The organism is Moraxella sp. K23 (genome assembly GCF_041154765.1).
In the GTDB taxonomy this organism is placed as follows: domain Bacteria; phylum Pseudomonadota; class Gammaproteobacteria; order Pseudomonadales; family Moraxellaceae; genus Faucicola; species Faucicola tetraodonis.
Genome location: NZ_AP031595.1, coordinates 1328377 through 1349935 on the forward strand (window position 1 = coordinate 1328377; position 21559 = coordinate 1349935).

General features: G+C 44.5%; 18 protein-coding genes. 13 read left to right on the plus strand and 5 right to left on the minus strand.

From position 1 onward, the window contains the following. Nucleotides 1-193: 193 nt before the first annotated feature. Nucleotides 194-3064: a phosphoenolpyruvate carboxylase gene (gene ppc, locus ACAM37_RS05785; protein WP_369625705.1), complete on the plus strand. Its 2871-nt coding sequence runs from the start codon at nucleotides 194-196 to the stop codon at nucleotides 3062-3064. A 79-nt stretch (nucleotides 3065-3143) separates the two neighbouring features. On the opposite strand, the gene ACAM37_RS05790 is transcribed toward ppc, so the two are convergent. Beyond that, a complete protein-coding gene (locus ACAM37_RS05790; RefSeq protein WP_369625706.1) occupies nucleotides 3144-3569 on the minus strand; it encodes a hypothetical protein in 426 nt (141 codons plus the stop codon). 145 nt (nucleotides 3570-3714) lie between these two features. On the opposite strand from ACAM37_RS05790, the gene ACAM37_RS05795 reads away from it, so the two are divergent. Next, nucleotides 3715-4206 carry a hypothetical protein gene (locus ACAM37_RS05795; protein ID WP_007116834.1) on the plus strand — a complete coding sequence of 164 codons (492 nt, stop codon included), beginning with the start codon at nucleotides 3715-3717 and terminating at the stop codon, nucleotides 4204-4206. Between the two features lie 68 nt (nucleotides 4207-4274). On the opposite strand, the gene ACAM37_RS05800 is transcribed toward ACAM37_RS05795, so the two are convergent. Then, complete coding sequence (locus tag ACAM37_RS05800) at nucleotides 4275-4682, minus strand: hypothetical protein (RefSeq protein ID WP_369625707.1); 408 nt, start codon at nucleotides 4680-4682, stop codon at nucleotides 4275-4277. Between the two features lie 269 nt (nucleotides 4683-4951). On the opposite strand from ACAM37_RS05800, the gene ACAM37_RS05805 reads away from it, so the two are divergent. The 8 genes from ACAM37_RS05805 (at nucleotide 4952) to gspM (ending at nucleotide 11899) form a co-directional block, all read left to right on the plus strand. Then, the gene (locus tag ACAM37_RS05805; RefSeq protein ID WP_369625708.1) at nucleotides 4952-5650 is read left to right on the plus strand and encodes an alpha/beta hydrolase; all 699 of its coding nucleotides are present in this window, start codon (nucleotides 4952-4954) and stop codon (nucleotides 5648-5650) included. A 200-nt stretch (nucleotides 5651-5850) separates the two neighbouring features. Next, nucleotides 5851-6972: a cell division protein ZapE gene (zapE, locus tag ACAM37_RS05810; RefSeq protein WP_369625709.1), complete on the plus strand. Its 1122-nt coding sequence runs from the start codon at nucleotides 5851-5853 to the stop codon at nucleotides 6970-6972. A gap of 41 nt (nucleotides 6973-7013) precedes the next feature. After that, nucleotides 7014-7661, plus strand: coding sequence for a hypothetical protein (locus ACAM37_RS05815; protein ID WP_144917534.1), 648 nt, complete (start codon nucleotides 7014-7016; stop codon nucleotides 7659-7661). Between the two features lie 43 nt (nucleotides 7662-7704). Next, complete coding sequence (locus ACAM37_RS05820; RefSeq protein WP_369625710.1) at nucleotides 7705-8277, plus strand: nitroreductase family protein; 573 nt, start codon at nucleotides 7705-7707, stop codon at nucleotides 8275-8277. Between the two features lie 88 nt (nucleotides 8278-8365). After that, nucleotides 8366-9592 carry an NAD(P)H-dependent glycerol-3-phosphate dehydrogenase gene (locus tag ACAM37_RS05825; protein WP_369625711.1) on the plus strand — a complete coding sequence of 409 codons (1227 nt, stop codon included), beginning with the start codon at nucleotides 8366-8368 and terminating at the stop codon, nucleotides 9590-9592. Nucleotides 9593-9625: 33 nt separating this feature from the next. Further along, nucleotides 9626-10078 (plus strand): phosphohistidine phosphatase SixA, encoded by a 453-nt coding sequence (gene sixA / locus ACAM37_RS05830; RefSeq protein WP_369625712.1) that lies wholly within the window; start codon nucleotides 9626-9628, stop codon nucleotides 10076-10078. Between the two features lie 36 nt (nucleotides 10079-10114). Beyond that, entirely contained in the window at nucleotides 10115-11386 is a 1272-nt protein-coding gene (gene gspL / locus ACAM37_RS05835) for a type II secretion system protein GspL (RefSeq protein WP_369625713.1), read from the plus strand. Nucleotides 11387-11407: 21 nt separating this feature from the next. Further along, on the plus strand, nucleotides 11408-11899 hold the full coding sequence (gene gspM, locus ACAM37_RS05840; protein ID WP_312533365.1) for a type II secretion system protein GspM: 492 nt from the start codon (nucleotides 11408-11410) through the stop codon (nucleotides 11897-11899). An 84-nt stretch (nucleotides 11900-11983) separates the two neighbouring features. Here gspM and ACAM37_RS05845 read toward each other — a convergent pair whose 3' ends face one another. Continuing rightward, nucleotides 11984-12664, minus strand: coding sequence for a DUF2057 family protein (locus ACAM37_RS05845; protein WP_369625714.1), 681 nt, complete (start codon nucleotides 12662-12664; stop codon nucleotides 11984-11986). Between the two features lie 77 nt (nucleotides 12665-12741). Further along, on the minus strand, nucleotides 12742-13527 hold the full coding sequence (locus ACAM37_RS05850) for a DnaA ATPase domain-containing protein (RefSeq protein ID WP_312275777.1): 786 nt from the start codon (nucleotides 13525-13527) through the stop codon (nucleotides 12742-12744). Nucleotides 13528-13887: 360 nt separating this feature from the next. Between ACAM37_RS05850 and ACAM37_RS05855 the strand changes: the two genes are divergently transcribed. Continuing rightward, nucleotides 13888-14811 (plus strand): hypothetical protein, encoded by a 924-nt coding sequence (locus ACAM37_RS05855; RefSeq protein ID WP_369625715.1) that lies wholly within the window; start codon nucleotides 13888-13890, stop codon nucleotides 14809-14811. Between the two features lie 20 nt (nucleotides 14812-14831). Here the strand turns inward: ACAM37_RS05855 and ACAM37_RS05860 are convergent, their stop codons facing one another. After that, nucleotides 14832-17570: a heavy metal translocating P-type ATPase gene (locus tag ACAM37_RS05860; protein ID WP_369625716.1), complete on the minus strand. Its 2739-nt coding sequence runs from the start codon at nucleotides 17568-17570 to the stop codon at nucleotides 14832-14834. 187 nt (nucleotides 17571-17757) lie between these two features. Between ACAM37_RS05860 and mrcB the strand changes: the two genes are divergently transcribed. Continuing rightward, on the plus strand, nucleotides 17758-20355 hold the full coding sequence (gene mrcB / locus ACAM37_RS05865; protein ID WP_369625717.1) for a penicillin-binding protein 1B: 2598 nt from the start codon (nucleotides 17758-17760) through the stop codon (nucleotides 20353-20355). A 188-nt stretch (nucleotides 20356-20543) separates the two neighbouring features. Then, on the plus strand, nucleotides 20544-21452 hold the full coding sequence (prmA, locus tag ACAM37_RS05870; RefSeq protein ID WP_369625718.1) for a 50S ribosomal protein L11 methyltransferase: 909 nt from the start codon (nucleotides 20544-20546) through the stop codon (nucleotides 21450-21452). Nucleotides 21453-21559: the final 107 nt, after the last annotated feature.

The following is a 21559-nucleotide window of genomic DNA, read 5'->3' on the forward strand; positions in this document are numbered from 1 at the left end:
AACTCAAATGATACGTTTTGTATCGTTTTGAATATAGCAAATAGACTTGCTAACGTCAAGCCTTGCCAAAATAATTTTAGCGCTGTTTATATTTCGGATTTTTAACGATTAGTATTTCTTATAGTGATAATAGTTTGTGCTAACATAATTGTCCTGTTACACTTTTTAGACTAAAGCAAATAAGGGAAAAGTCATGAGCCAGACCAACGCCAACCCAGCTGAAAATGAAAAAAGCCTTGCACCGCCTCACGTTTTAAGCTTAACCCCTTTAAACTCGCATCCGTCAAATACGGCACTTGTTGAGCTTATCGACAATGATAAAGACTCTCCTTTGCTAGCGGACACCCAGTTACTTAGCCGTGTGCTGATAACGGTCGTTGAGCAGCAAACCTCAGAACCGGTCAAACAAACCATTAATAAACTGTTAAATGGCGAAGACCCCCAGCAGACTATTCAAGCCATTTTGCCAACGCTCAACCATCAACAGCGCAAGAATCTCATTCGGGCTTGCGGCTTATTTGCGCAAGTGTTTAACATCGCCGAAGACATGCACCATGAGCGCCGCCGCCTTGCCCACGAACAAGACGAATCTGCCTCAAAAAGTAGTTTTGCCCATGTGGTTGATGAATTAAAAGCCCAAGGGATTGACAGCGATGAGTTGCAAGCACAGCTTGATGATACCTTTATCAGTGCGGTATTGACCGCGCATCCGACCGAAGTACAGCGTCAAACGATTTTATCACTGCGCCGTCAAATCCGTGCTTTACTTGAGGAATACCACACTGCGATTGGCTACCAACGTCATCGTATCGAGCAGCAACTAGAAGCCACGTTATTGTCGCAGTGGCAAACCAATGAAACCCGCCATTTTAAAATTACTGTCAAAGATGAAATCGACAATGGCATTGCCTATTTTGATTTAAGTTTTTTTGAAGCCTTGCCAAGTCTGTATCGTAAATTAGATTATCAGTTAAAAGAGCGTTTCCCCGACACTGACATGCCAAATTTACTTAATATCGGTGGTTGGATTGGTGGCGACCGTGACGGCAATCCGTTTGTATCAGCCGATACGCTTCGCTATGCGTTCAAACGCCAAGCGGCGACGGTGTTTTACTTTTATCGTGACCAACTGGGCAAGCTGTACCAAGAGTTGCCGCTATCTATCCGCCATGTGAAAGTGAGCGATGCGGTACTGGCACTCTCCGAGCAATCCAAAGAAGATAATATCTCTAGAGAAGAAGAGCCTTATCGCCGCGCCATCGGGTTTATCTCGTCACGTTTAGTCGCTACCTCGCATACGTTTGATTTGTCTTACGGTTGTCGCTTTGGACTTAGTGAGCCCTACGCTGATTGTGACGAGTTTTTAGATGATTTGTACGTTGTTTATCAGTCATTGGTGGATAATGGCAGTGAGTTACTGGCTAATGAACGACTCACCGATATCATCCGCGCCGTGGAAGTATTTGGGTTTTATCTGATGCCATTGGACTTGCGCCAATTCTCAGGGATTCATGCCGAAACCGTCCATGATTTGTTCAAACATGCCGATTTAGAAGATTATCTTTCTTTGTCTGAATCCGCGCGTCAACGTGTGCTGCTGCGTGAATTGGCAACTGCACGTCCTTTATATAACCCCTATATCACTTATGAGCCACAAACCCAGCGCGAGCTAGAGATTTTTCAAGCCGCAGCCGATATCAAAAATCGCTTTGGTGACAAAGCGATTACCCAAAGTATTATCTCCAATGCTGAACAAGTGAGTGATTTGTTGGCATTGGCGTTGTTATTGAAAGAATCAGGGCTATTATTGGTCAAAGATGGCGTACCCGTGAGCCGTATCAATATTGTGCCATTGTTTGAAACCATTGAGGCGCTGCAAAACAGTACCCGCATCATGAGTGAATTGCTGGATAAACCTTGGTACAAATCGGTGCTAGCCAGTCGTGACAATCTGCAAGAGATTATGCTCGGTTATTCAGACAGTAACAAAGATGGTGGTTATGTCACCAGTCAATGGTCGCTATACCAAGCCGAAATTCAGCTAGTCGAAATGGCAGAAAAATATGCCATTCAACTGCGTTTATTCCACGGTCGTGGCGGTAGCGTGGGTCGTGGTGGTGGTCCGTCATTTGAAGCGATTTTGGCACAACCAGAAGGCTCAGTGGATGGTCAAATCCGCATTACCGAGCAAGGGGAAGTTATTACCGCAAAATATGCCGATGCGGGCAACGCGGAACGCAACCTTGAGACGCTGATTGCTGCAACGCTAAAAGCGAGCCTATTGCCAAGCCATAGCGAAAGCCCTGATAGCGACCTAATGAATCAATTATCGCATGAAGCCTTTAATTGCTATCGCGCGCTTATCACTCAGCCGTATTTTATTGACTATTTCTTGCAGACAAGTTTGGTCAAAGAAATTGCCAGTTTAAATATTGGCTCACGTCCTGCTAGTCGCAAGTCTTTGGCGCGTATTCAAGATTTGCGCGCGATTCCTTGGGTATTTTCTTGGATGCAAAATCGCTTGATGCTGCCAGCGTGGTATGGCTTTGGCACCGCAGTCGAAAAACTGATTGCAGATAACCCAGAAAACTTAGCAAAACTGCAACACAACGCCCAACATAGCGCCTTTATGCAAGCCATGTTATCAAATATGGCACAGGTGATGGCAAAAACCGATATCGAAATCGCCCAAGCCTATGTTGAGCTTGCCAACGATGCCACTGAAGCCAACGCTATTTTTGCTCTCATTACTGCAGAATATCACCGCAGCCTTAAAGCCTTGCTGACACTGACCAATAAAGAAACACTACTGGATGACAACCGTACATTGGCACGCTCACTTGCGCTACGCCTGCCGTATTTGAATGCGTTGAACTGGTTGCAAGTCGCCTTACTAAAACAACTTCGCGAAGCGACTGCTGATGAAGCGACTACTGATGAAAGGTCTACCACTGAAACCACCAATGAAGCGACGAGCGATAATGAAACGTCTTATACCGCAGCGCTTAACTTGGTTCATTTAACTATCAATGGTATTGCCCAAGGCTTAAGAAATACTGGTTAGTAAGTGTTCAAAACAGCCTTAAATTACTTATTTTAAAAAATCGCTGGTTGAGTACTGGCGATTTTTTTATTGATGACAATTAACCCAAATAAACCTTATCAAAATCCAAATGGTGTACCCATTCTCGTAATAGCAATACCTTTGCATAAAACGCTAGGTCATTGGGCATAGCAGGCAAATCTTGCAGCGAGCGATAGCCCGCCAGCACTGCAAAAGCTTTTTCTAGTATCTCAGCCCGAATATAGCCGCCATTGTCATCTTGCTCAAACGCTAGCAAGCGTAAATCCTCTGCCCCTATCACCTTTAATAATTCATCTTTGGGCAAGCTAGGTTTTAGCGGTGAAAAAGCATCTTCTATGCGCATAATTGCCGTTTCCCATGCCAATTCGGTGGGTGGCAACACGTACAATGTCTCTGCAATTACTTTTAGCGTAAGCCCAATGTCCCATAGGTTATCTTGCAACCTTACACTGATATAGTCAGGATTTAGTGTTAACACTAACATAGCACGCCCTTTTGTGATTCTGATTCATTGTAACTGGATTGTGATTAAATAGCTTGATTGTCATTAAAATGCGCTCGTTTAACCGGTGGATTTGATTTTATAAAAAAAACCCTTATCTAATAACCATATAAATAAGGGGATAGCCATGTCAGAAATTCAATTTAATGCCAACTTAAAAAAAACCGAAAACGCTGAGCCACTGACTGAGCAGCAATTACAGGCACTGGCACAAAAACGCGCCTATTTGCAAGAGCAGGCTGAAGACATCATCGCTATTGCACAATTACAAGATAATTCTGCGCTTAACTGTTTACACAAAATCAATGTCTTAGGCGGTACCTCAGAAAAAGCTTATAGAGCCGTAAATACCCGTATCATAACCGACCAAGACCCACATGGCGCTTATCATGCGGTAGCAATGGCACAGTCAACTTCGGATTTGCCCTTTGACGTGCCTACCCTCGTAGATATTGTCATTGAGCAAGGTGAGCCAGCATTACAACTGCGGTTGTTAAAGCTATTTGATAGTCAGCCGATTGCTGCCGAGCCGATTCCAAAAATTCGTGACAGTATCAATCAGTTAGGCGATAAAGCGGTGATTGCACAGCTCAATCAGCATTTGTTAAATCGCCAATGATGCAACAACAATAAAGGTTAGGAACGCTCCTAACCTTTTTTTATTGATAGATGATTTGACTTTGACAATTAGGGGCATTTAAAGGTGATGGTATATTCGTAATCATCATCGCGGGCAAGGGTTTTTTTGCTACCAAACACGCTGCCAATCATGCCTATGGCTTGGTCAGCCGCGCGTCCCATGTTTTCATCCAACACGCCATTATACTGGTAGTTATCAGTCAACACGATGGGCGATTTTCCGCGGCACTGCTCGGTTGCGATATGTAACGCATTTACTTTGGCGATATTTTTGCTTTTGCCTAACCCAGTGGTTTCTAGGGTGTTGTTCGCGCGCTGTAGCACGGGTAAATTAGTTGGTGTACTTTGACAAGCAGATAAGCTCACTGCTGCAACCAGCGCGGCAGTTGTGATTTTTAATGGGGTGATTTTTAATGTGGTGATGTTTAATAAAGACGGTTTGAGAGATGATTTCATGATCTGCAGGCTGTCCCTTTTCAATAGCGGTGTTAAAGTTCTCATCAATTATCAATAATCCAGGCAAACTCACCATTTCAACAATAGAATCTGGTCGGTGGCTTGTATTAGTGTGTGGTAAAAATTAAGCCGCCGCAAGTGGTCTTACAAATCATAAAATCCGCGCAACAATTGGCTGGTTTGTTGATTTTCAAACTAGCTATTTTGGGTGAAATTGGTTAGCATGATGGGTGGTTTTTTTAAAGTTTTTTGCTGAGATTAGGACGATTATGCGCTCACCTGCCCATTCACAATTAACCCATTTGCAATTAATAGATGCCCCTTGCGGTAAGCTTGAAGTTGACGCGCTTTGGCAAGCTGACTCAACGGGTGTTGCTAACCCAAACGCCGCGTCGGTTGAGCGTGTTGCCATTCTTTGTCATCCAAACCCATTGCAAGAAGGCACGATGATGAATAAGGTGGTGACCACCATGTATCGTTTTGCCCGCGACCAAAACATGCACGTGGTACGCTTTAATTTTCGCGGTGTGGGTCAGTCAACGGGCGAGTATGGCAATGTGACAGGTGAAATCGAAGACGCGTTAACCGTACTGCAATGGATTCATAGCCAAACCGAGGCGCGCAAGCTATGGATTGGCGGATTTTCGTTTGGCGGATTTGTCGCCGCCAAGCTTGCTCAGCTTGTCAATGAACAAGGCGCATTTTTGGGAGTCGATGATTTTGACATCACGAATTTGGCACTCATCGCCCCTTCTATTGAAAAAAACGACACCTCAGATTTGCTACTGCCCACCGCGCAAACCTTTATGATTTATGGCGCGAATGATGAAGTGATTGCGCCAAGCTCGCTACAACAATTTGGGGAAAACTTTGGTATTCAAACGCACATCATTGACGATACAGGGCATTTTTTTCATGGTAAATTAGGGGAATTAAAACAGCTGCTTGAAGCGCTAAGTAGCAAATAACGCAGTTTTTATTTTATCCTAGTTCCTGATTTGTGTTTTTGATGGGTGTTTTTGATTCGGATTTTTGGTGTATTTGACATCGTGAGCTATTTGGCACCTTAATGCCGTCTATTTAATCGCATCTATTTATTTAATACCCCTACGTCAAAGCACGCTGAAATGGAATTTTGACAACTTTTTAATTTACGCTGAGAAATAACATGCCCAACTCAAATTTACGACCCTTACGACGCTATGAGCTTGCGCTAAAATCTGGTGAGTTTAGCGAAGACGCACAGCAGCGCGCTGCGATGACTTATTTGGACAATGTCTATGAACAAATCATGGACAACCGCGCCAAACAACGTGGGCTGTTTAGCTTTTTAAGACGTACTGAGCCGCCCAAAGGGCTATATATGTGGGGCGGCGTGGGTCGTGGTAAGACTTGGATGATGGATATGTTTTTTGAGTCGGTGCCCGCCGACAACAAAATGCGCCAACACTTTCATCACTTTATGAAACGGGTACACGCCGAGCTCAACAAGCTACAAGGTCAACAAGACCCGCTACAAAAAGTCGCCGATATCATCCATAATGAAGCGGATGTGATTTGTTTTGATGAATTTTTTGTCTCCAATGTCTCCGATGCGATGATTTTGGGTGATTTGTTTACCATGCTATTTAAAAAAGGCATCACCTTGGTTGCCACATCAAATATCGCACCAAATGGCTTATATAAAAATGGTATTCACCGTGACCGTTTTTTACCTGCCATTGCCGAAGTTGAAAAAAACTGTACGGTCATGAACATTGACAGTGGCATCGACTACCGTCTGCGCGTATTGCAGCAAGCCGAACTTTACGTGTCTCCGTTGACCAAAGAAAACATCCACTGGCTTGCCAACCGCTTTACCGCGCTAAGCAACAACCAACACATTATCCAAGACCCCATTCATATCAATGGTCGTGATATCGCCATCAAAGGTCGCACCGAAAACACCTTGTACATTGATTTTCGGGCGTTATGTATGCAGCCGCGCTCAGCCAGTGACTTTATTGAAATCGCCAATGAGTTTAGCACGGTGCTGGTGGACGATGTGCCTATACTCAACGATATTATCGCTGACCCGACAAGGCGCTTTATTTACCTCGTCGATGAGTTTTATGATCGCCGCGTCAAGCTTTTGGTACGTGCAGAACAGCCGATTTTGGAATTGTATCAAGGGCAAAAATTGGCGTTTGAGATTGAACGCACGCGCTCACGCTTACTTGAAATGCAATCGGAAGAGTATTTAAAAGCGGAACACCGATTGGATGATAGCAAAAAAGATATTGAAACTTGATCTTATTTTGAACAAGTCAGCACATTTTAAAGAGAGTTTTTATGAAAAGCGTTTTTGTATTTTTAATAGCAATGCTAACGACAAATTTGGTATTAGCAGATACTAATAATCTTAGCTACCAAGATATGCAAGATAAAAACAGTCCTGCATATCAACAATTTGCTCAAAGTGTAAGCGAAATTCAGCAATCTGACATGTTGGAAAAGATGGATAAAACTCAAGCTTATATTCGTCAAAAATATTCTAATTACGACCCTAATATGTGTCAAGAAAGTGTGGATCTTCAATTAGCAAACACTGCACCATCAACGCTTACCGCTAAACAAATTACCGAAGTTCAAAAAACGCCTAAATATAACCTATTACGTTCTACCGCCATCAAGTCATGCAGTGACTATATTTTAAAAAGTAACTTAGTGAATATTGTCAATCAGATAACTGAAGAATTAAATACCAAAAAATCACAAGATATTAACTTCTCAAAACTTGCTTTGACGGATTTTCCTTATGTAAAAAGTATTCAAAATGAAGATAACAAAATCATCATCTTATTCAATGATAAAGTCGCTGACTTTAAAGATAAAAAATTAGTTTTAACACCTAGATACAACAAGCGTTATCAAAACTACGAGTTATTGACTAAGAAAAGACAAACTTATGATTATTTAACACAATTAGAGTTTCAGTGATATAAGAATATAATTCTAATCTTTAAGAAACAAGGAAATCAAAATGCAAACGCAAGAAATTTTAGACTTTATCAAATCACGTCGTTCAATCGGCAACCTTGTCGCCCCTGCCCCCAACCGCGAGCAAGTCGAACAAGCGATTGAAGTCGCCCTATCTGCCCCCGATCACAAGGATTTAAACCCGTACCGTTTTATTGTACTTGAAAACCAAGCGCTCAACAACTTAGGCACGGCGTTAAAAAATGCGGCGATGGCACAAGGTGAAACCGACGAGAAAACCCTCAACAAAGCCGAAAACATGCCACTGCGTGCGCCGATGATTATCGCGTGTGTCACCGATTTTAAACCCCATGATAAAGTCCCCCATTGGGAACAAATAGCAGCAAGTAGTTGTGCGGTGCAAAATCTACTGCTCGCCTTGTCGGCACAAGGGTTTGCCACCGTATGGCGCACCGGTCCACTTGCCAATGCGCCTGCAATCAAACAACTGTTTAATGTAACCGCTGATAACCAAGTCATTGCTTTTGTCTATGTTGGCACAGCCGTGTCGACCATCCCGCCGCGTTCTAAGATAGACGTCACACCATTTATTGTTTATGATAATGGCACAAACTAACGGCTAAGCTAGCCGTTTTTATATTTTGCTCATGTAAAGGGTGCCCTGTTGTCAGTATTTGCAGGACAAGTGGATTCAAGGATTTTCAATGAAAAAACCCCAGTTAGCAACCAATCTAAGTGAAAATTTAGAAAAGCTGAATGTCAATCGTGAAAAAGCCAGTAAGCTGTTTGCCGACGTCATTGAAAAAGCGGTCAAAAAGTCTAAACCTGACACCACAGCGCTATTAGAGAAAGACTTAGACGTAGAGACAGACTTAGACAATCAGCTCGCCAACGAGCCTGCGCCCCTCAAAATTGCCGTGCTGGGCGGTGGTAGTTTTGGTACGGCAATGGCAAATCTATCGTCCAAAAATGGCTGCGACGTCACGCTTTGGGTACGCGATAAGCGCAGCGTCAAATCGATGCAAAAAACCCATATCAACAAAAAATATTTGCCCGACCATAAGCTCGATGAGCGCCTGCAATTTACCCATGATTTGCAAGCAGCCGTCAAAGGTAAAGATTTGATTTTTGTGGCAGTGCCTAGCGCTGCTTTTCGCGAAACCTTACAAAAAATTGCGCCTTTTATCAGCGCTCAAGCTATCGTGTCTTTAACCAAAGGTATGGAAAAAGATACCTTTGCGCTAATGAGTGATGTGATCGCAGATGAATTACCCAATGTGGCTTTTGGCGTGATGAGCGGTCCCAATCTCGCCAAAGAAATCATGAATAATATGCCGTCTGCCACCGTGATTGCCAGCCAATCTGCAGCGCTACGGCTTGCCGTGCAGACAGCGCTGCACAGTGCATTTTTTCGCGTGTTTGCCAGTGATGATTTAATTGGCGTGGAGCTTGGCGGCGCGCTTAAAAATATTTATGCCATTGCCATGGGCATGGCCGCTGCCTATGACATCGGGGAAAACACCAAAGCCATGATATTAACCCGCGCATTGGCGGAGATGAGCCGATTTGGTGTCCAAGCGGGGGCTAATCCGCTGACCTTTTTGGGGTTGTCGGGCGTGGGTGATTTGTATGCAACTTGCTCATCGACCTTAAGCCGTAACTACCAGATTGGTAATATGCTAGGGCGTGGCATGAGCCTTGACCAAGCCATCAAAAAACTGGGGCAAACCGCTGAAGGGATTAATACTATCCAGCAGGTGAATGAAAAAGCCATGAAAGCGGGTATTTATATGCCAATTACCCATGCCTTGCACGATATTATCTATGAAGACAAAGCGCCGCTTGGGGTTGCGTTAAACTTAATGGAAGCAGGATTTAGAAGTGATGTGGAATTTGTCATGCCGCATCAAGTGCAGCCAAAGCATAACTAACAAACATAACTTTAAATATTTTTAGGTAGATACATGCAATTAATTTTAGTTCGTCATGGCGATGCAGGCGCTTATACCCTGCCAGACCATGAAAGAAATTTATCAGCACTGGGTCAAGCCCAAGCTTCACAGACCGCAGCATGGCTTGCCGAAAACTTTGAGCCCGATCATTTTATCGTCAGTCCTTACAACCGCGCCCAGCAAACCCTTGCCAAAATCCAGCAATTTTTTCCCCATGTGCCTGTGACCACGTATGAGGGCATCACCCCTGATAACGATGCAGACATCGCAGTGGATGCGCTAGGCGAATTGGTTGGCGACTGCATGGTGGTGGTTTGTCATATGAATATCATTGCTAAAATTGCCCATATTCTCACGGATGAACCCCTAGAGGGTTTTGCGCTGGCTGAAGCGCGTGTGTATGATATGGGTATATTGGCACCCAGTCTTGCCGCTGAGATTAAACGCTTTGTTCCCACCTGTTAGGTGATTTAATTTGTCAATTTTGTGTAGGACACTTCTGTGATTCATATTTGGTTGCCAACTCAGCATGCTGCCTTACGTTTATGGCAACAAACCACCCAGACTTGGCAAACGGCTGACGATTGGCAAACGCTTGCGACCCTTGCTAATCTGCAAACCACGCAATCAGCCAAGCTACAAGCCTGTCTCTATTTTCCTAGTGTCAGTTTATTAACAATCCAGCCTACCCTTTCAGCAAGCCAGCTCAACGCTTTGGGCGACACCGGCAGACGCTATTTATTTGAAGATATCAGCATTGGGTCGGTAGACGATTTACAAGTCAAAATTCAGCCAACGGTCAGCAATAGCGAGTTACCCGCGTTGTTTGGGCTTCATGCTGCCGATATTCATTCATGGATCAATGCTGCCTCGTTGGCGGGTATTGAGATAGTCGCTTTATTGCCAGATTTTTTATTGCTACCGACCATAGATAATAGAATAGATACTAGTATGAATACTAGGGCTATACCTACCACAAGCGCGGTCTACTACCAAGATGCAGATACCCAGTTATTAAAACTACATACTTATCACGGCATGGCGGTTAGTTTTTTACCGCTGGTACTCACCAAATTACCCATGCTAGAAACGCTATATTTAACGGGTTTTCACGATGAAACCGTTGCCCAGCAGTTAGCCAGTATGCCTAATTTATCCATTGCATCGTCTGAGTTGTTGCCTACCCCAATCAAAGACCCGGTCAGACATTTTTTTAACTTTGCGACAATCAAAGGTAAAACGACGCTTGCGCCTTATGCCAAAGTCATCGCCCTAATCACAGTTTGTGCCCTGCTGACAGCCTTTGTGGTCGATGCACTTCGTTGGTATTATTACAACCAAGCGCAAAAACAAGCCGCAACTTTGCTAGCTCAGCAATATGCCCAGTGGTTCCCCAATGAGCCGCTTAGTAGCAAACTCACCCTACAACGACAGTTATCTGGCAAATTAACCACCCAGCAATCAGCCACGCCAAGCGTACTTGAGACATTATCGTCAATACAGCCGGTATTGCAGCAATACCAACTGACTGCTAAGCAGCTTAATTTTCAAAATAATCACTTACAACTGCAGCTGTTATCATCAAGCGCCGATTCATTAAACAAAGCCGTCAATGACATGGTAAACAAAGGCATAAAAGCCAAGCTAGGGTCTGTGGATGCCGCGATACCCGCTGCAATGTCTTCCAATACTGCCAGTGCGGTTTCCAGTGCAGTGGCGCCAACTTCTGCTGGCAGTACCCTTGCCATGATAGATATTGAATTGGCAGAATAAACCTACGACTGAGATGAATTTATGAAACTGCAAGCCTCACTGAGCCAATCCCTGCAAAAACTAACCACGCCTTTGGCTCATGCCTTTCAAAATTTATCACGTCGTGATCAGATTGCGCTGCTGATATTGGCAATGTTCTTGCTTTTTTTTGTGGTCGGTGTCGGTGGTTGGACGCTGCATAGCCAAGCCAACCAAGCACAAAAAAAATACGATGACACCATGGCAGATGTGTTTTGGCTACGCAGTCAAGCAGGTAACATCAATCCCAACCAAACCCAACAAGTCAGTCAAGCCGATGCTATCAAACAAATACTTAGCCAATCAGGTATTGTCAATGCGCAAGTGGTCGAGAATGGCAATACTATCCAAGTTGCTTTTAGTCACGCGCAGGCGAGCGTAATCACCAATATATTTAATCAGTTTGAACAACAAGGTATTCGCATCCAGCAACTACAAATCAACCAGCCAGCCCTCGATAAACTTGAAGTACAGTCTGTTTTATCTATTAACTAATGGTAAAAGCAAGTAATGTTAAATGACCATAAAAAACGATGCACTTGGCATCGTTTTTTTGGCGCATGGGGGCGCATGGGGTGATTATTTTTGCACCCACTGACGGATTTTATCACGCTCTGCTGGCGTTGCTCTTAACCATAACTGCATAAATTGATCGAGACTATCCGATGAACTGACCGTGGTCGCAACAGGTTGATTGCCAGATTGATTGATTGCGGGAATCGCGCCCCCTGATTGTCCTAAGGCATTGATGGTTTGTTGATTGGCTTCAACCGCTTTTGAGCTACCACCAAACACACCGCCTAACGCATTACCCAAGCCGCTAAAAATGCTTGAACTACTGCTGGATGTAGCTTGCTGACTTGCAATAACTTGCTTGCCTTGTAGCACCGCTAGTGTGGGTTGTTTGACATATTCTTTGGCGGCATTATAGTCTTCTGGTTGACCTAGCATATCCAACACATACGTTTGATTGTCGGCAAGCTCTACTGGAACGCTAATATTGCTTGAACGTAACACATCGTGATTGTCACCGCGCAGCTCGTACAACCGATTGTACTTGGCAGTAATTACATGTTTGCCTGGCTCAAGTTTGTAGGTTTTTTGCGGTTTTGAAAGCAAGCCGTTTTTGACTTCTTGACCATTAATGGCGGTCACCACGGTATTATCAGCAACATTCAAGGTGACTTGGGCAAATGTTTGTGTGGTTGCTAACACGCCCGCAGTCAACGCGGCAGCCGTCCATAAGTACTGTTTATTCATAGGATATCCTGTTGTTTTACATCAAACTGTTAATGGATTCTAACCCATTTATCACGCAATTCCTATGACAAACCCGGTCAAAAATCTAAAAAATTCTCATTTTCTGCAATTTCATCAAAGTCCGCCAATTCAAAATTGAGCGTTAAATTATCAATGATGTTCATCGCATCTTGAATTTTGGCTTTGGTCACTTTGTTTAATGGGGTGCGTTCCATGTTGGAAAACAATGGCTGCAATTCGTTTAACACTGCCAACATCGCACCGATGCGGTGTGGGCCTTCGTTGAGCAAATAGTCAATAATGCGCGGGTCAAAGTGCCAATGACGACGGCGTAATACCGATTCCAAAATCAGCTGTCTATCAAGCTTATCACTGCCCGTTGGCAACTGAAAAGTTGCGGCTCGCGCAAGCCTTGATAGCAAATCTCGCAGCTCAAAATTTAACGCCTTGACCGGCAACCGACTGGCAAAAATAATTTTATTACCGTATTCTTGCGATAAATTAATCAGATGAAAAACTGCTTCTTGCCACTCAGGATGACCTTGAATTTCATCCATATCATCAAGCGCAATCACTGTGGTATTCTCTAGCGATGACAACACCATGGCATCCATATTGGCGTTTATCAGTTCACGCAGCGATAGATAAATAACAGATTGGTCGATATCACGAAAGGATTCGCAGATAGCGTTGAGTAGATGGGTTTTACCTGTATCGCGCTCGCCGTATAGATATAGCTGCGTCAATAGCCCTACATGCATTTGGCGCACCACATCGATGATGGATACCCAGCCTGGACCACTAAAGTCACTGATACTCGCGGACTGCTTGATATTTAAGTTTAGACTTAATTGTTCCGACATTCATGCACTCGCAATCAGTAAGATATCGCTTTTTGAAAATAAATCATAAACCACTATACAAATAGTGCTGCCCAGTTAGCCGCTCTATGCTTAAAAGTTTAAAAGTTTAAAAGCAAAAAATTCAAGCGTCTAACTAAATTTTGACTATTATAACCTAAATTTATGAAATAGCTACTCACGCGCCTTTTGCCCCGTGTCGGGTTATTTCAAATTTACTTACCTTTCTTATTTACTTTTTAAAACACTCAAGGCAAAAACAGTCAATGCCATTATAGCGCTGAATGCGATGATATAACCAAAGATTGTACATGTCTTATCATTTTAGTAGTATATTTGATTATCTTTGTAATGGAGACTCTTATGTCTTTTGTGAACCAATGGCGTGATGTGAATTTTTTTAGACCATTACATATCACTTTGAGTACCTTGAGCGCTATGGGGCTAGGGTTGGGACTTACCGCCTGCCAACCCACCCCCGAGACAACTAACCAAGCCAGCGACACTGCCCCTTCACCGTCTAACGTACCTGAAGTCATCATTGCCCAAACCCCAGCCAGTATCCCACCTGCCACAGTCGGGTTAAAACGCATGGATTTTCCTTTGTACTTGGCAGGTGTGCCAAGCCTACTGCATCCGATTATTCCGTCAGTGCCCATCAATCGCAAATATGACAGCGATGCCAGTGATGCTAAAAAATCACCTGTCAGCTACTTTCAAGAAGTTGCACCCTATGATTTTCAAAGCAGTGTTTACAATATTGTGTTTGAAGAGTTAAAAACCGGGCAAGTACACCGGCTGTTTCCACAAGATAACTTTGTGATAAGAGCGGTGCACACGCCCTTGGTAGATTTAAGCCCAGATGACAAAACAGCGCAGAAAAAAGCTGCCATGACGCAAACTGCACCTACCCAACCGCAAGCTGCGAAAGAAGCAACCAGCCCATTGGCAGTCAAAGTCGGCAATACCTTACTCTTAGGCTATTTTATCTATGAAGTCAAAGAGATAGCTGATGATGATGACAATAAAACCAATCTCGATCAGCAGCTTACCTTGTATTTAAGCGATTTAAATGGCAAAAATTTATTGAAACTCACGCCCAATAATCAATATTTTAAACATTATAAATGGCTGCCTGAGAGCAAGCGTTTTTACTTCTCAACCCAAGCTGATACCAACGGCGATCGGGTGATTGATGAGAATGATAAATACTTCTATTATTTCATCGATTTTGCCAAAAACGCGCAAATAGTCACGGCGTATGATTTTAGTAAGCCAAAAGCATAAAGCTTTGTTAAATTGCGCCGTTAAGCGCGTTTGAGACGTAAGGCATTGAGCACCACAAACAGTGAGCTCAATGACATACCAATCGCAGCCAACCAAGGCGGCACATAGCCTAACGCAGCCGGTATCAGTACGATAAAGTTATACCCGAGCGCCCATTTGAAGTTTTGGGCAATAATGCGATCGGTCTTGAACGCCACTTCACGTGCTTTTGCCACGGCTTGGATTTCACCATTGAGTACCAAAGAGTCACTGGAGACTTGCGCCAAATCTGCCGCCCCTGCCATGGCGGTTGAGACATTGGCAGCGGCAAGTACCGGCGCATCATTGACCCCATCACCGACCATTTGCACGATATGTCCTTGCTGCTGCAGCGCTTTTAAATGTTGTACTTTATCATTTGGGGTAAGACCTTTATAAACCGTGTCAATACCAAGCTCGCGCGCTACCTCAAACGCCTGAGCACTAGGGTCACCGGTGAGCATCAGCACCTGCGCGCCTTGGTCTTTGAGATGTTTAATGGTAGCTAAGGCGCCTTCTCGGACTTTATCATGAAAATAAAAATGCGCCAGTGGTTGCCATTTTTTGCTTAGGCTATCTTGTCTTGATAAGGTCACACTGGTGCTGGCTTGGTGTTTGGTCAGATTTGGCAGCAACCCATCGTCTAATCCTGATTGAACTGCAAAACCATGATGACCTAGACGGTAACTTAGCCCATCAATCGTGGCCTGCAGACCGCCCCCCGGAATGTGTACCAAATCGCTGGTAGCGGGCAAATGCATTTGCCGAGTCATTGTCAATAACGCATGGGCAATAGGGTGACGACTACCCACTTCAAGGCTCGCTGCAATACTTAAAAAATGGTTTTTTATCTCGTCTTGGTTTTTGGTGTCATCTTCAGTAAAATCCACTGACGGATTTTGTTTAACACTATACGGTACATCCAGCGTTTCAATCGCCATCAAGTTGGGTTGACCGTACGTCAATGTACCGGTTTTATCAAACGCTACATGGGTGACTTCAGCGAGTGTGGTAATGGTATGCCCGCGCGTCGCCAAAAACCCCAGGCTTGCTAATCGATTGGTAGAAACGGTTAATGCGATGGGTGTGGCCAATGACAAGGCACAGGGGCAAGTAGCGACCAATACGGCAACCGTTGCCCAAATGGCATGACTCGGCTCAATAAAATACCATGCCAAAAACACCATACTGGCAATCACCAGTACCCGCGCAACAAACCAGCGCGCCAGTTTGTCTGCTTTTAAGGCGATTTGTGGCTTTTCACTGAGTGAGCGATTCACTAGCCTATCAATCACGCCCATTTGGCTGTCATTGGGTAATGTGGTGATTTGCATCACAAACGGCTGACTGTCATTTTGGCTACCGCCCACAATGCTATCGCCCAAGCGTTTGACGATTAAATCACTCTCCCCGGTCAATAAACTTTCGGACACCGTGGCACTATCTGACAGCAAAACACCATCACTGATGATACTGCTACCGGCATCAATGCGGACAATATCACCAACTTTTAGCGACTGGGCCGAAACCATTTGCTCATTATCACCCCTGTTGGCAGGGTCTACACTCAGTGACTGATAAAAAAGGTCTTTATATTGATTGGCATACAGCGTCACTTGTGAGACATCCATATTCTCTAGCGCTAACGGCGCTTCATGACCCAGCTTTGCCACCAACACAGGCTCGACGACTACCAAATCATTGGCTAAATTGGCAGCTTTTAGCCTGGCATTGTGCTCGACAAATTTACCCGCCAATAAGAAAAATATCAGCATACTAACCGAGTCATAATAAGTCTCGCCTGTGCTGGTCAATGTCGCATATAAACTTGCCAAAAAGGTAATGACAATGGCGATACTAATCGGCACATCCATATTGACTTGGCGGGCTTTAATCGCTGACCATGCCGATTGAAAAAATGGCAACCCTGCAATCAAAAACACAGGAATACTAACAAACAGCGATACCCAGCGTAAAAATTGCCGATCGTTGACGCCGATACCTGAATATTCCCCAAAATATAGCGCCACTGCAAACATCATCGCTTGCATGGCACCCAATGCCGCAATGCCCAGTTGAAACAACATACGGCGATTATCTCGCTTGAGCATCGCTTCATGGGTATCTTGCCGATAGGGTTTGGCATCATAGCCAATGGCTTGCACATTTGCCAAAATTTGGCTAATCGGCAGTTTTTTCTCATCCCACACCACGCGCATCCGTTGATTGGTGAGATTGACTTGGCAAGTATCCATGCCATCAAGGCGATACAACTGGGTTTCAATCAGCCAACTACAGGCAGCACAGCGCAGATTGCTGATTGACAGCTCAGCAACGCTTTGCCCTTGCTGATGGTAAATAAATTGCGATTTGATATCATCGTGGTCATACGCTTGCAGCTGATATAACGAATCAGGGAGACTGGCGGTACGATTGATTTCACTGCGGTCAAGATAGTATTGCTCAAGCCCCGCCTCGATGATACTTTGCGAAGCAAGCTGACAGCCCATACAGCACATCGCCCGATCTTCACCCAATACATGGGTAAAAAATGGCGGGCTTGGTAGCGGGTCGCCACAATGAAAACAATGCCCTTCTTCTGGCAACACCAGCTCCACATCTTGATATGTGGTAGTAAATTTGCTATCTACCTCAATAGGCGTACGGCTAGGCGCATCGGTCACAACCGACCGTTCATTATCCGATTGTTTTGCCCCAAATTGGCTATTGTTTGGCATCATCAAAACCCCTAGGGCAAAAACCCTAACTCACCCAAAAATGACTGTTATTGTACTCCAAAACCGTGTATTAAAGTTTAAAAATCCTGTATAAACGTGGCAAAATAGCACGATGTTGACATTGTATTTTGGCGTATTTTGGGTCATGATAAAGCACTTTTTTATACCCTTGATCGTGACGCATTTTTGTATGAATTCAACCGTTATCTCTGCCGCTAAAAATCGCCTAAACTCGCCTAAATTCCAGCATGGCTCAAACCAACAAGGGATGTTTATCCTGAGCTTTATCTTTGTGGTGGCAGTATTGGTCGGCTTGGTCTTGCTTGGGTTATATTTGGTGCGCCAAGATAATGTCATCACCCAAAAATTTGAGGGCAAACGCTGGAATATCCCTGCAAAAGTGTACTCGCAACCGTTAACGTTGACGGTGGGCAATCCCCTTAGCGATGATGAATTGGAAAATTGGTTAAATTTACTCACCTATGCCCCTGACAAAAACTATGACAATGCCGGGACTTATAGCAAAAAAAATGGCGAGTACTATATTCATACCCGCGAATTTAAATTTGCCGCCAACGATACTGAACCATCGCAAATTATTAAGGTCACGCTCAAAGATAACCAAATTGAAAAATTACAAAGTACCCGTCCCAATCCATCAGGTGTGGCGCGGGTTGAGCCCATTTTTATTGGCGGTATCTATCCAGACAACAATGAAGATCGCATCGTTTTAACCATCAATGATTATCCACAGCCATTAATTGATGCGCTGGTGGCAACAGAAGACCGCAGTTTTTATCAGCATCACGGCGTGTCTATCCGCGGGATAGGACGTGCCATTTATAGCAATTTTATGGGCGGTTCACGCCAAGGCGGCTCCACCATCACCCAGCAACTGGTTAAAAACTTCTATCTCAACTCAGACCGCACTATCAAACGTAAAGCCAATGAAGCGGTGATGGCGATTTTGCTGGAAATGCATTACACCAAAAGTGAGATTTTGCAAGCCTATATGAATGAGATTAACTTAGGTCAAAATGGCAATCACTCCATTAACGGGTTTGGGCTTGCCTCGCAGTTTTACTTTAACCGCCCGCTAAAAGAGCTTCGACTCGACCAAATGGCGATGCTCGTAGGGCTTGCCAAAGGTCCTACCCAGTACAATCCGCTACGCTACCCCGATGCTGCCCTAAAACGCCGTAACGTGGTGCTGAGTAATATGCTGATAACCGGTAAAATCAGCCAACAACAATATGATGAAGCGGTGCAACAGCCACTGAGCATTTCTTACAATCCTGTGATTGGTAAAACGCGTTTTCCTGATTATCTCGACGTGGTCAAACGAGAACTTACCCGTACCTATGATGCCAACGACCTCAAAAACGAAGGCTTAAGAATATTTACCAGTTTTGACCCCAATGTTCAAAAAACCGCTACCAGTGCGGTCATTCAAAGCGTCAATCAGTTAAAAAAAAGTAATCCAAAACAGCTCACTAATTTGCAAGCTGCCCTAGTCAGCGCCAATCCCAACAACGGTGAACTGCTCGCTGTGGTGGGAAGTAGTCGTGATTTTACCGGTTTTAATCGCGCCGTCGATGCCAAGCGCCAAGTTGGCTCTTTACTCAAACCGATTATTTACTTAACCGCATTTGAGCAGGGTCGTTACAATTTATCAAGCAGTGTCGATGACAGCCCAATTGTGCTAAAAATGACCGATGGTAAGACATGGACACCCAGCAATTACGGTGGCGGCAGTCACGGTATTATCCCCCTCACCAGTGCTTTAGCCAATTCCTATAACCAAGCCGCGGTGCGTGTGGGCATGGAAGTCGGTATTCCCAATTTTTTAAATCAATTATACCGTATGGGTATCAGTAGTCCATTGCCTAATTATCCATCTACCTTGCTTGGCGCGGTGAATCTATCACCCATGGATATGTTGGGGATTTATCAAGTGCTGGCAACAGGTGGCTTGCGTCATGAAATTCATACCATTCGCACGATTATTGATGATCAAGGACGAGTGGTTCAGGGCATGGAACAAAAAAATCAGCAAGTCATTAACCCCACGGCTGCCTATCTCACCAATTACGCCATGCAGCAGGTCATCAAGCAAGGTACCGCCAAAGCGGCGCTATCGCTCGGTGACAATCTCAATCTTGCAGGTAAAACAGGGACTACCAATGATTATCGCGATGCGTGGTTTGCAGGCTATAGTGGCAATGTGGTCAGCGTTGTTTGGGTCGGTTTAGATGACAATAAACCCACAGGTCTAAGTGGCGGTAATGGCGCTTTGCCGATGTGGATGAATTTTATGAAGCAGCAAAAGCTTACGCCAGTTAATCTCATCGCGCCAGGCAATATCGAATGGCTATGGATGGAAAACGGCAAATCACAATTATCCCATGAAAAATGTCCAAATGCCATCTATGTACCTGTTGATACTGACAATCTACCGCAAGATAGTAGTGAATGCGCGGTGCAAATTTATCAACGTGAGCAAGAAGCTAGATTTGCCGCACAGCAACAACAGGCAATGAGTGAGTTTGGACAAAGCCAACAACAGCGCTATGACAATATTGAGCGCAGACAAACCGAGGCAGACACCATTGGCAATAACCCACCTGCAGCCAATCCCTACCAAAATGAGGGTGGCTATACGGGGAATACCCAGACTAACCCTAATACCCCTAATAACGGCGGCGACCCGACCAATAACAACCAACCACTCAATGCGGCGCCGCGCTCGCAGTCTTGGTTAGAAAAATCGGTCAAAGAAATGTTTTAGAGACGATAACAGGCGAACCTTCTTATTTGTCCTTACCCTTACCGCTAGGTGTTTTGGCTTGGGTGCGCCAAGCAATAACATGGGCGTTTTCATTTTTGAGTCACATCGCATTTTTGGCTGAATGCGTTTATACTACCCAGCCATACCCTTTAGCTTTTTATTTTACTTTTTATTTTTAAGGACTGTTTATGCCTTGGCAGCAATTACATATTCAATGCGAAAAATCGCAAGCCGAACTGGCGGAAACCTTGATGCTAGAAGCCGATGCGCTCAGTATCAGTTTAGATGATGCAGGTGACCAACCGCTATTTGAACCATTGCCCGGTGAATCGCCATTGTGGGATGATGTGATTGTGACTGGGCTATTTGATGGCGACTGTAATCTGGAAACTTTGAGTCAAGATATCGCCAATGATGTGGTGGCAACACGCGTGTGGACCAGCCGAGTGGATGACAAAGATTGGGAACGTGAGTGGATGAAGAACTACCATCCCATTGAATGTGCCAATGGACTTTGGATTGTGCCCAAATGGATGTCACCGCCGAACCCCAATGCGATTAACATCATCATGGATCCAGGCTTGGCATTTGGCACAGGTTACCATGCAACCACCCGTCTTTGCATTGATTGGCTGACAGAACAACCTTTGCAAGGTAAAGTGGTGATTGACTATGGGTGCGGCTCAGGTATTTTGGGCATTGCGGCGCTTTTGCTAGGGGCAAAACAGGTGTATGCGGTCGATATTGACCCCCAAGCGGTATTAGCTACCCATCAAAATGCCGAGCGCAACCATGTGGCTGACAAACTACAAGCATTTTTACCTGAGCAATTTAGTGACTATTGTAAAGAGCAGGCTATTTTGCCCGTGGACTTGATAACCGCAAATATTTTAGCCAAACCACTAATGAGCCTTGCCCCTTATTTTGCGACATTATTGAAATCTCAAGGTAGCATTGTGTTAGCCGGTCTGATTGAAAACCAAGTGGAAGATGTAAAAGCTGCCTATCAGCCTTATTTTGAGATGAATAGCGAATTTACCTTTAGCGCGCAGGAAGATAGACATTGGCATCGCCTCTCGGGTTTTCGCCGCGAGTAGAACAAGTCGCGATTATTATAAAAAGCCTTACAAGGCGGTAAGGCTGTCAGGTTGCTCGTCAAAGCCTAGTAACAGCCTAACAACATAGCTAGTAACTTCCCTAGCAG

What these genes read in the sequence shown, in the direction of transcription:
- ppc (WP_369625705.1), top strand. Translation starts at nt 194, where the DNA reads ATGAGCCAGACCAACGCCAACCCAGCTGAAAATGAAAAAAGCCTTGCA.
- ACAM37_RS05790 (WP_369625706.1), bottom strand. Translation starts at nt 3,569, where the DNA reads ATGTTAGTGTTAACACTAAATCCTGACTATATCAGTGTAAGGTTGCAA.
- ACAM37_RS05795 (WP_007116834.1), top strand. Translation starts at nt 3,715, where the DNA reads ATGTCAGAAATTCAATTTAATGCCAACTTAAAAAAAACCGAAAACGCT.
- ACAM37_RS05800 (WP_369625707.1), bottom strand. Translation starts at nt 4,682, where the DNA reads ATGAAATCATCTCTCAAACCGTCTTTATTAAACATCACCACATTAAAA.
- ACAM37_RS05805 (WP_369625708.1), top strand. Translation starts at nt 4,952, where the DNA reads ATGCGCTCACCTGCCCATTCACAATTAACCCATTTGCAATTAATAGAT.
- zapE (WP_369625709.1), top strand. Translation starts at nt 5,851, where the DNA reads ATGCCCAACTCAAATTTACGACCCTTACGACGCTATGAGCTTGCGCTA.
- ACAM37_RS05815 (WP_144917534.1), top strand. Translation starts at nt 7,014, where the DNA reads ATGAAAAGCGTTTTTGTATTTTTAATAGCAATGCTAACGACAAATTTG.
- ACAM37_RS05820 (WP_369625710.1), top strand. Translation starts at nt 7,705, where the DNA reads ATGCAAACGCAAGAAATTTTAGACTTTATCAAATCACGTCGTTCAATC.
- ACAM37_RS05825 (WP_369625711.1), top strand. Translation starts at nt 8,366, where the DNA reads ATGAAAAAACCCCAGTTAGCAACCAATCTAAGTGAAAATTTAGAAAAG.
- sixA (WP_369625712.1), top strand. Translation starts at nt 9,626, where the DNA reads ATGCAATTAATTTTAGTTCGTCATGGCGATGCAGGCGCTTATACCCTG.
- gspM (WP_312533365.1), top strand. Translation starts at nt 11,408, where the DNA reads ATGAAACTGCAAGCCTCACTGAGCCAATCCCTGCAAAAACTAACCACG.
- ACAM37_RS05845 (WP_369625714.1), bottom strand. Translation starts at nt 12,664, where the DNA reads ATGAATAAACAGTACTTATGGACGGCTGCCGCGTTGACTGCGGGCGTG.
- ACAM37_RS05850 (WP_312275777.1), bottom strand. Translation starts at nt 13,527, where the DNA reads ATGTCGGAACAATTAAGTCTAAACTTAAATATCAAGCAGTCCGCGAGT.
- ACAM37_RS05855 (WP_369625715.1), top strand. Translation starts at nt 13,888, where the DNA reads ATGTCTTTTGTGAACCAATGGCGTGATGTGAATTTTTTTAGACCATTA.
- ACAM37_RS05860 (WP_369625716.1), bottom strand. Translation starts at nt 17,570, where the DNA reads ATGATGCCAAACAATAGCCAATTTGGGGCAAAACAATCGGATAATGAA.
- mrcB (WP_369625717.1), top strand. Translation starts at nt 17,758, where the DNA reads ATGAATTCAACCGTTATCTCTGCCGCTAAAAATCGCCTAAACTCGCCT.
- prmA (WP_369625718.1), top strand. Translation starts at nt 20,544, where the DNA reads ATGCCTTGGCAGCAATTACATATTCAATGCGAAAAATCGCAAGCCGAA.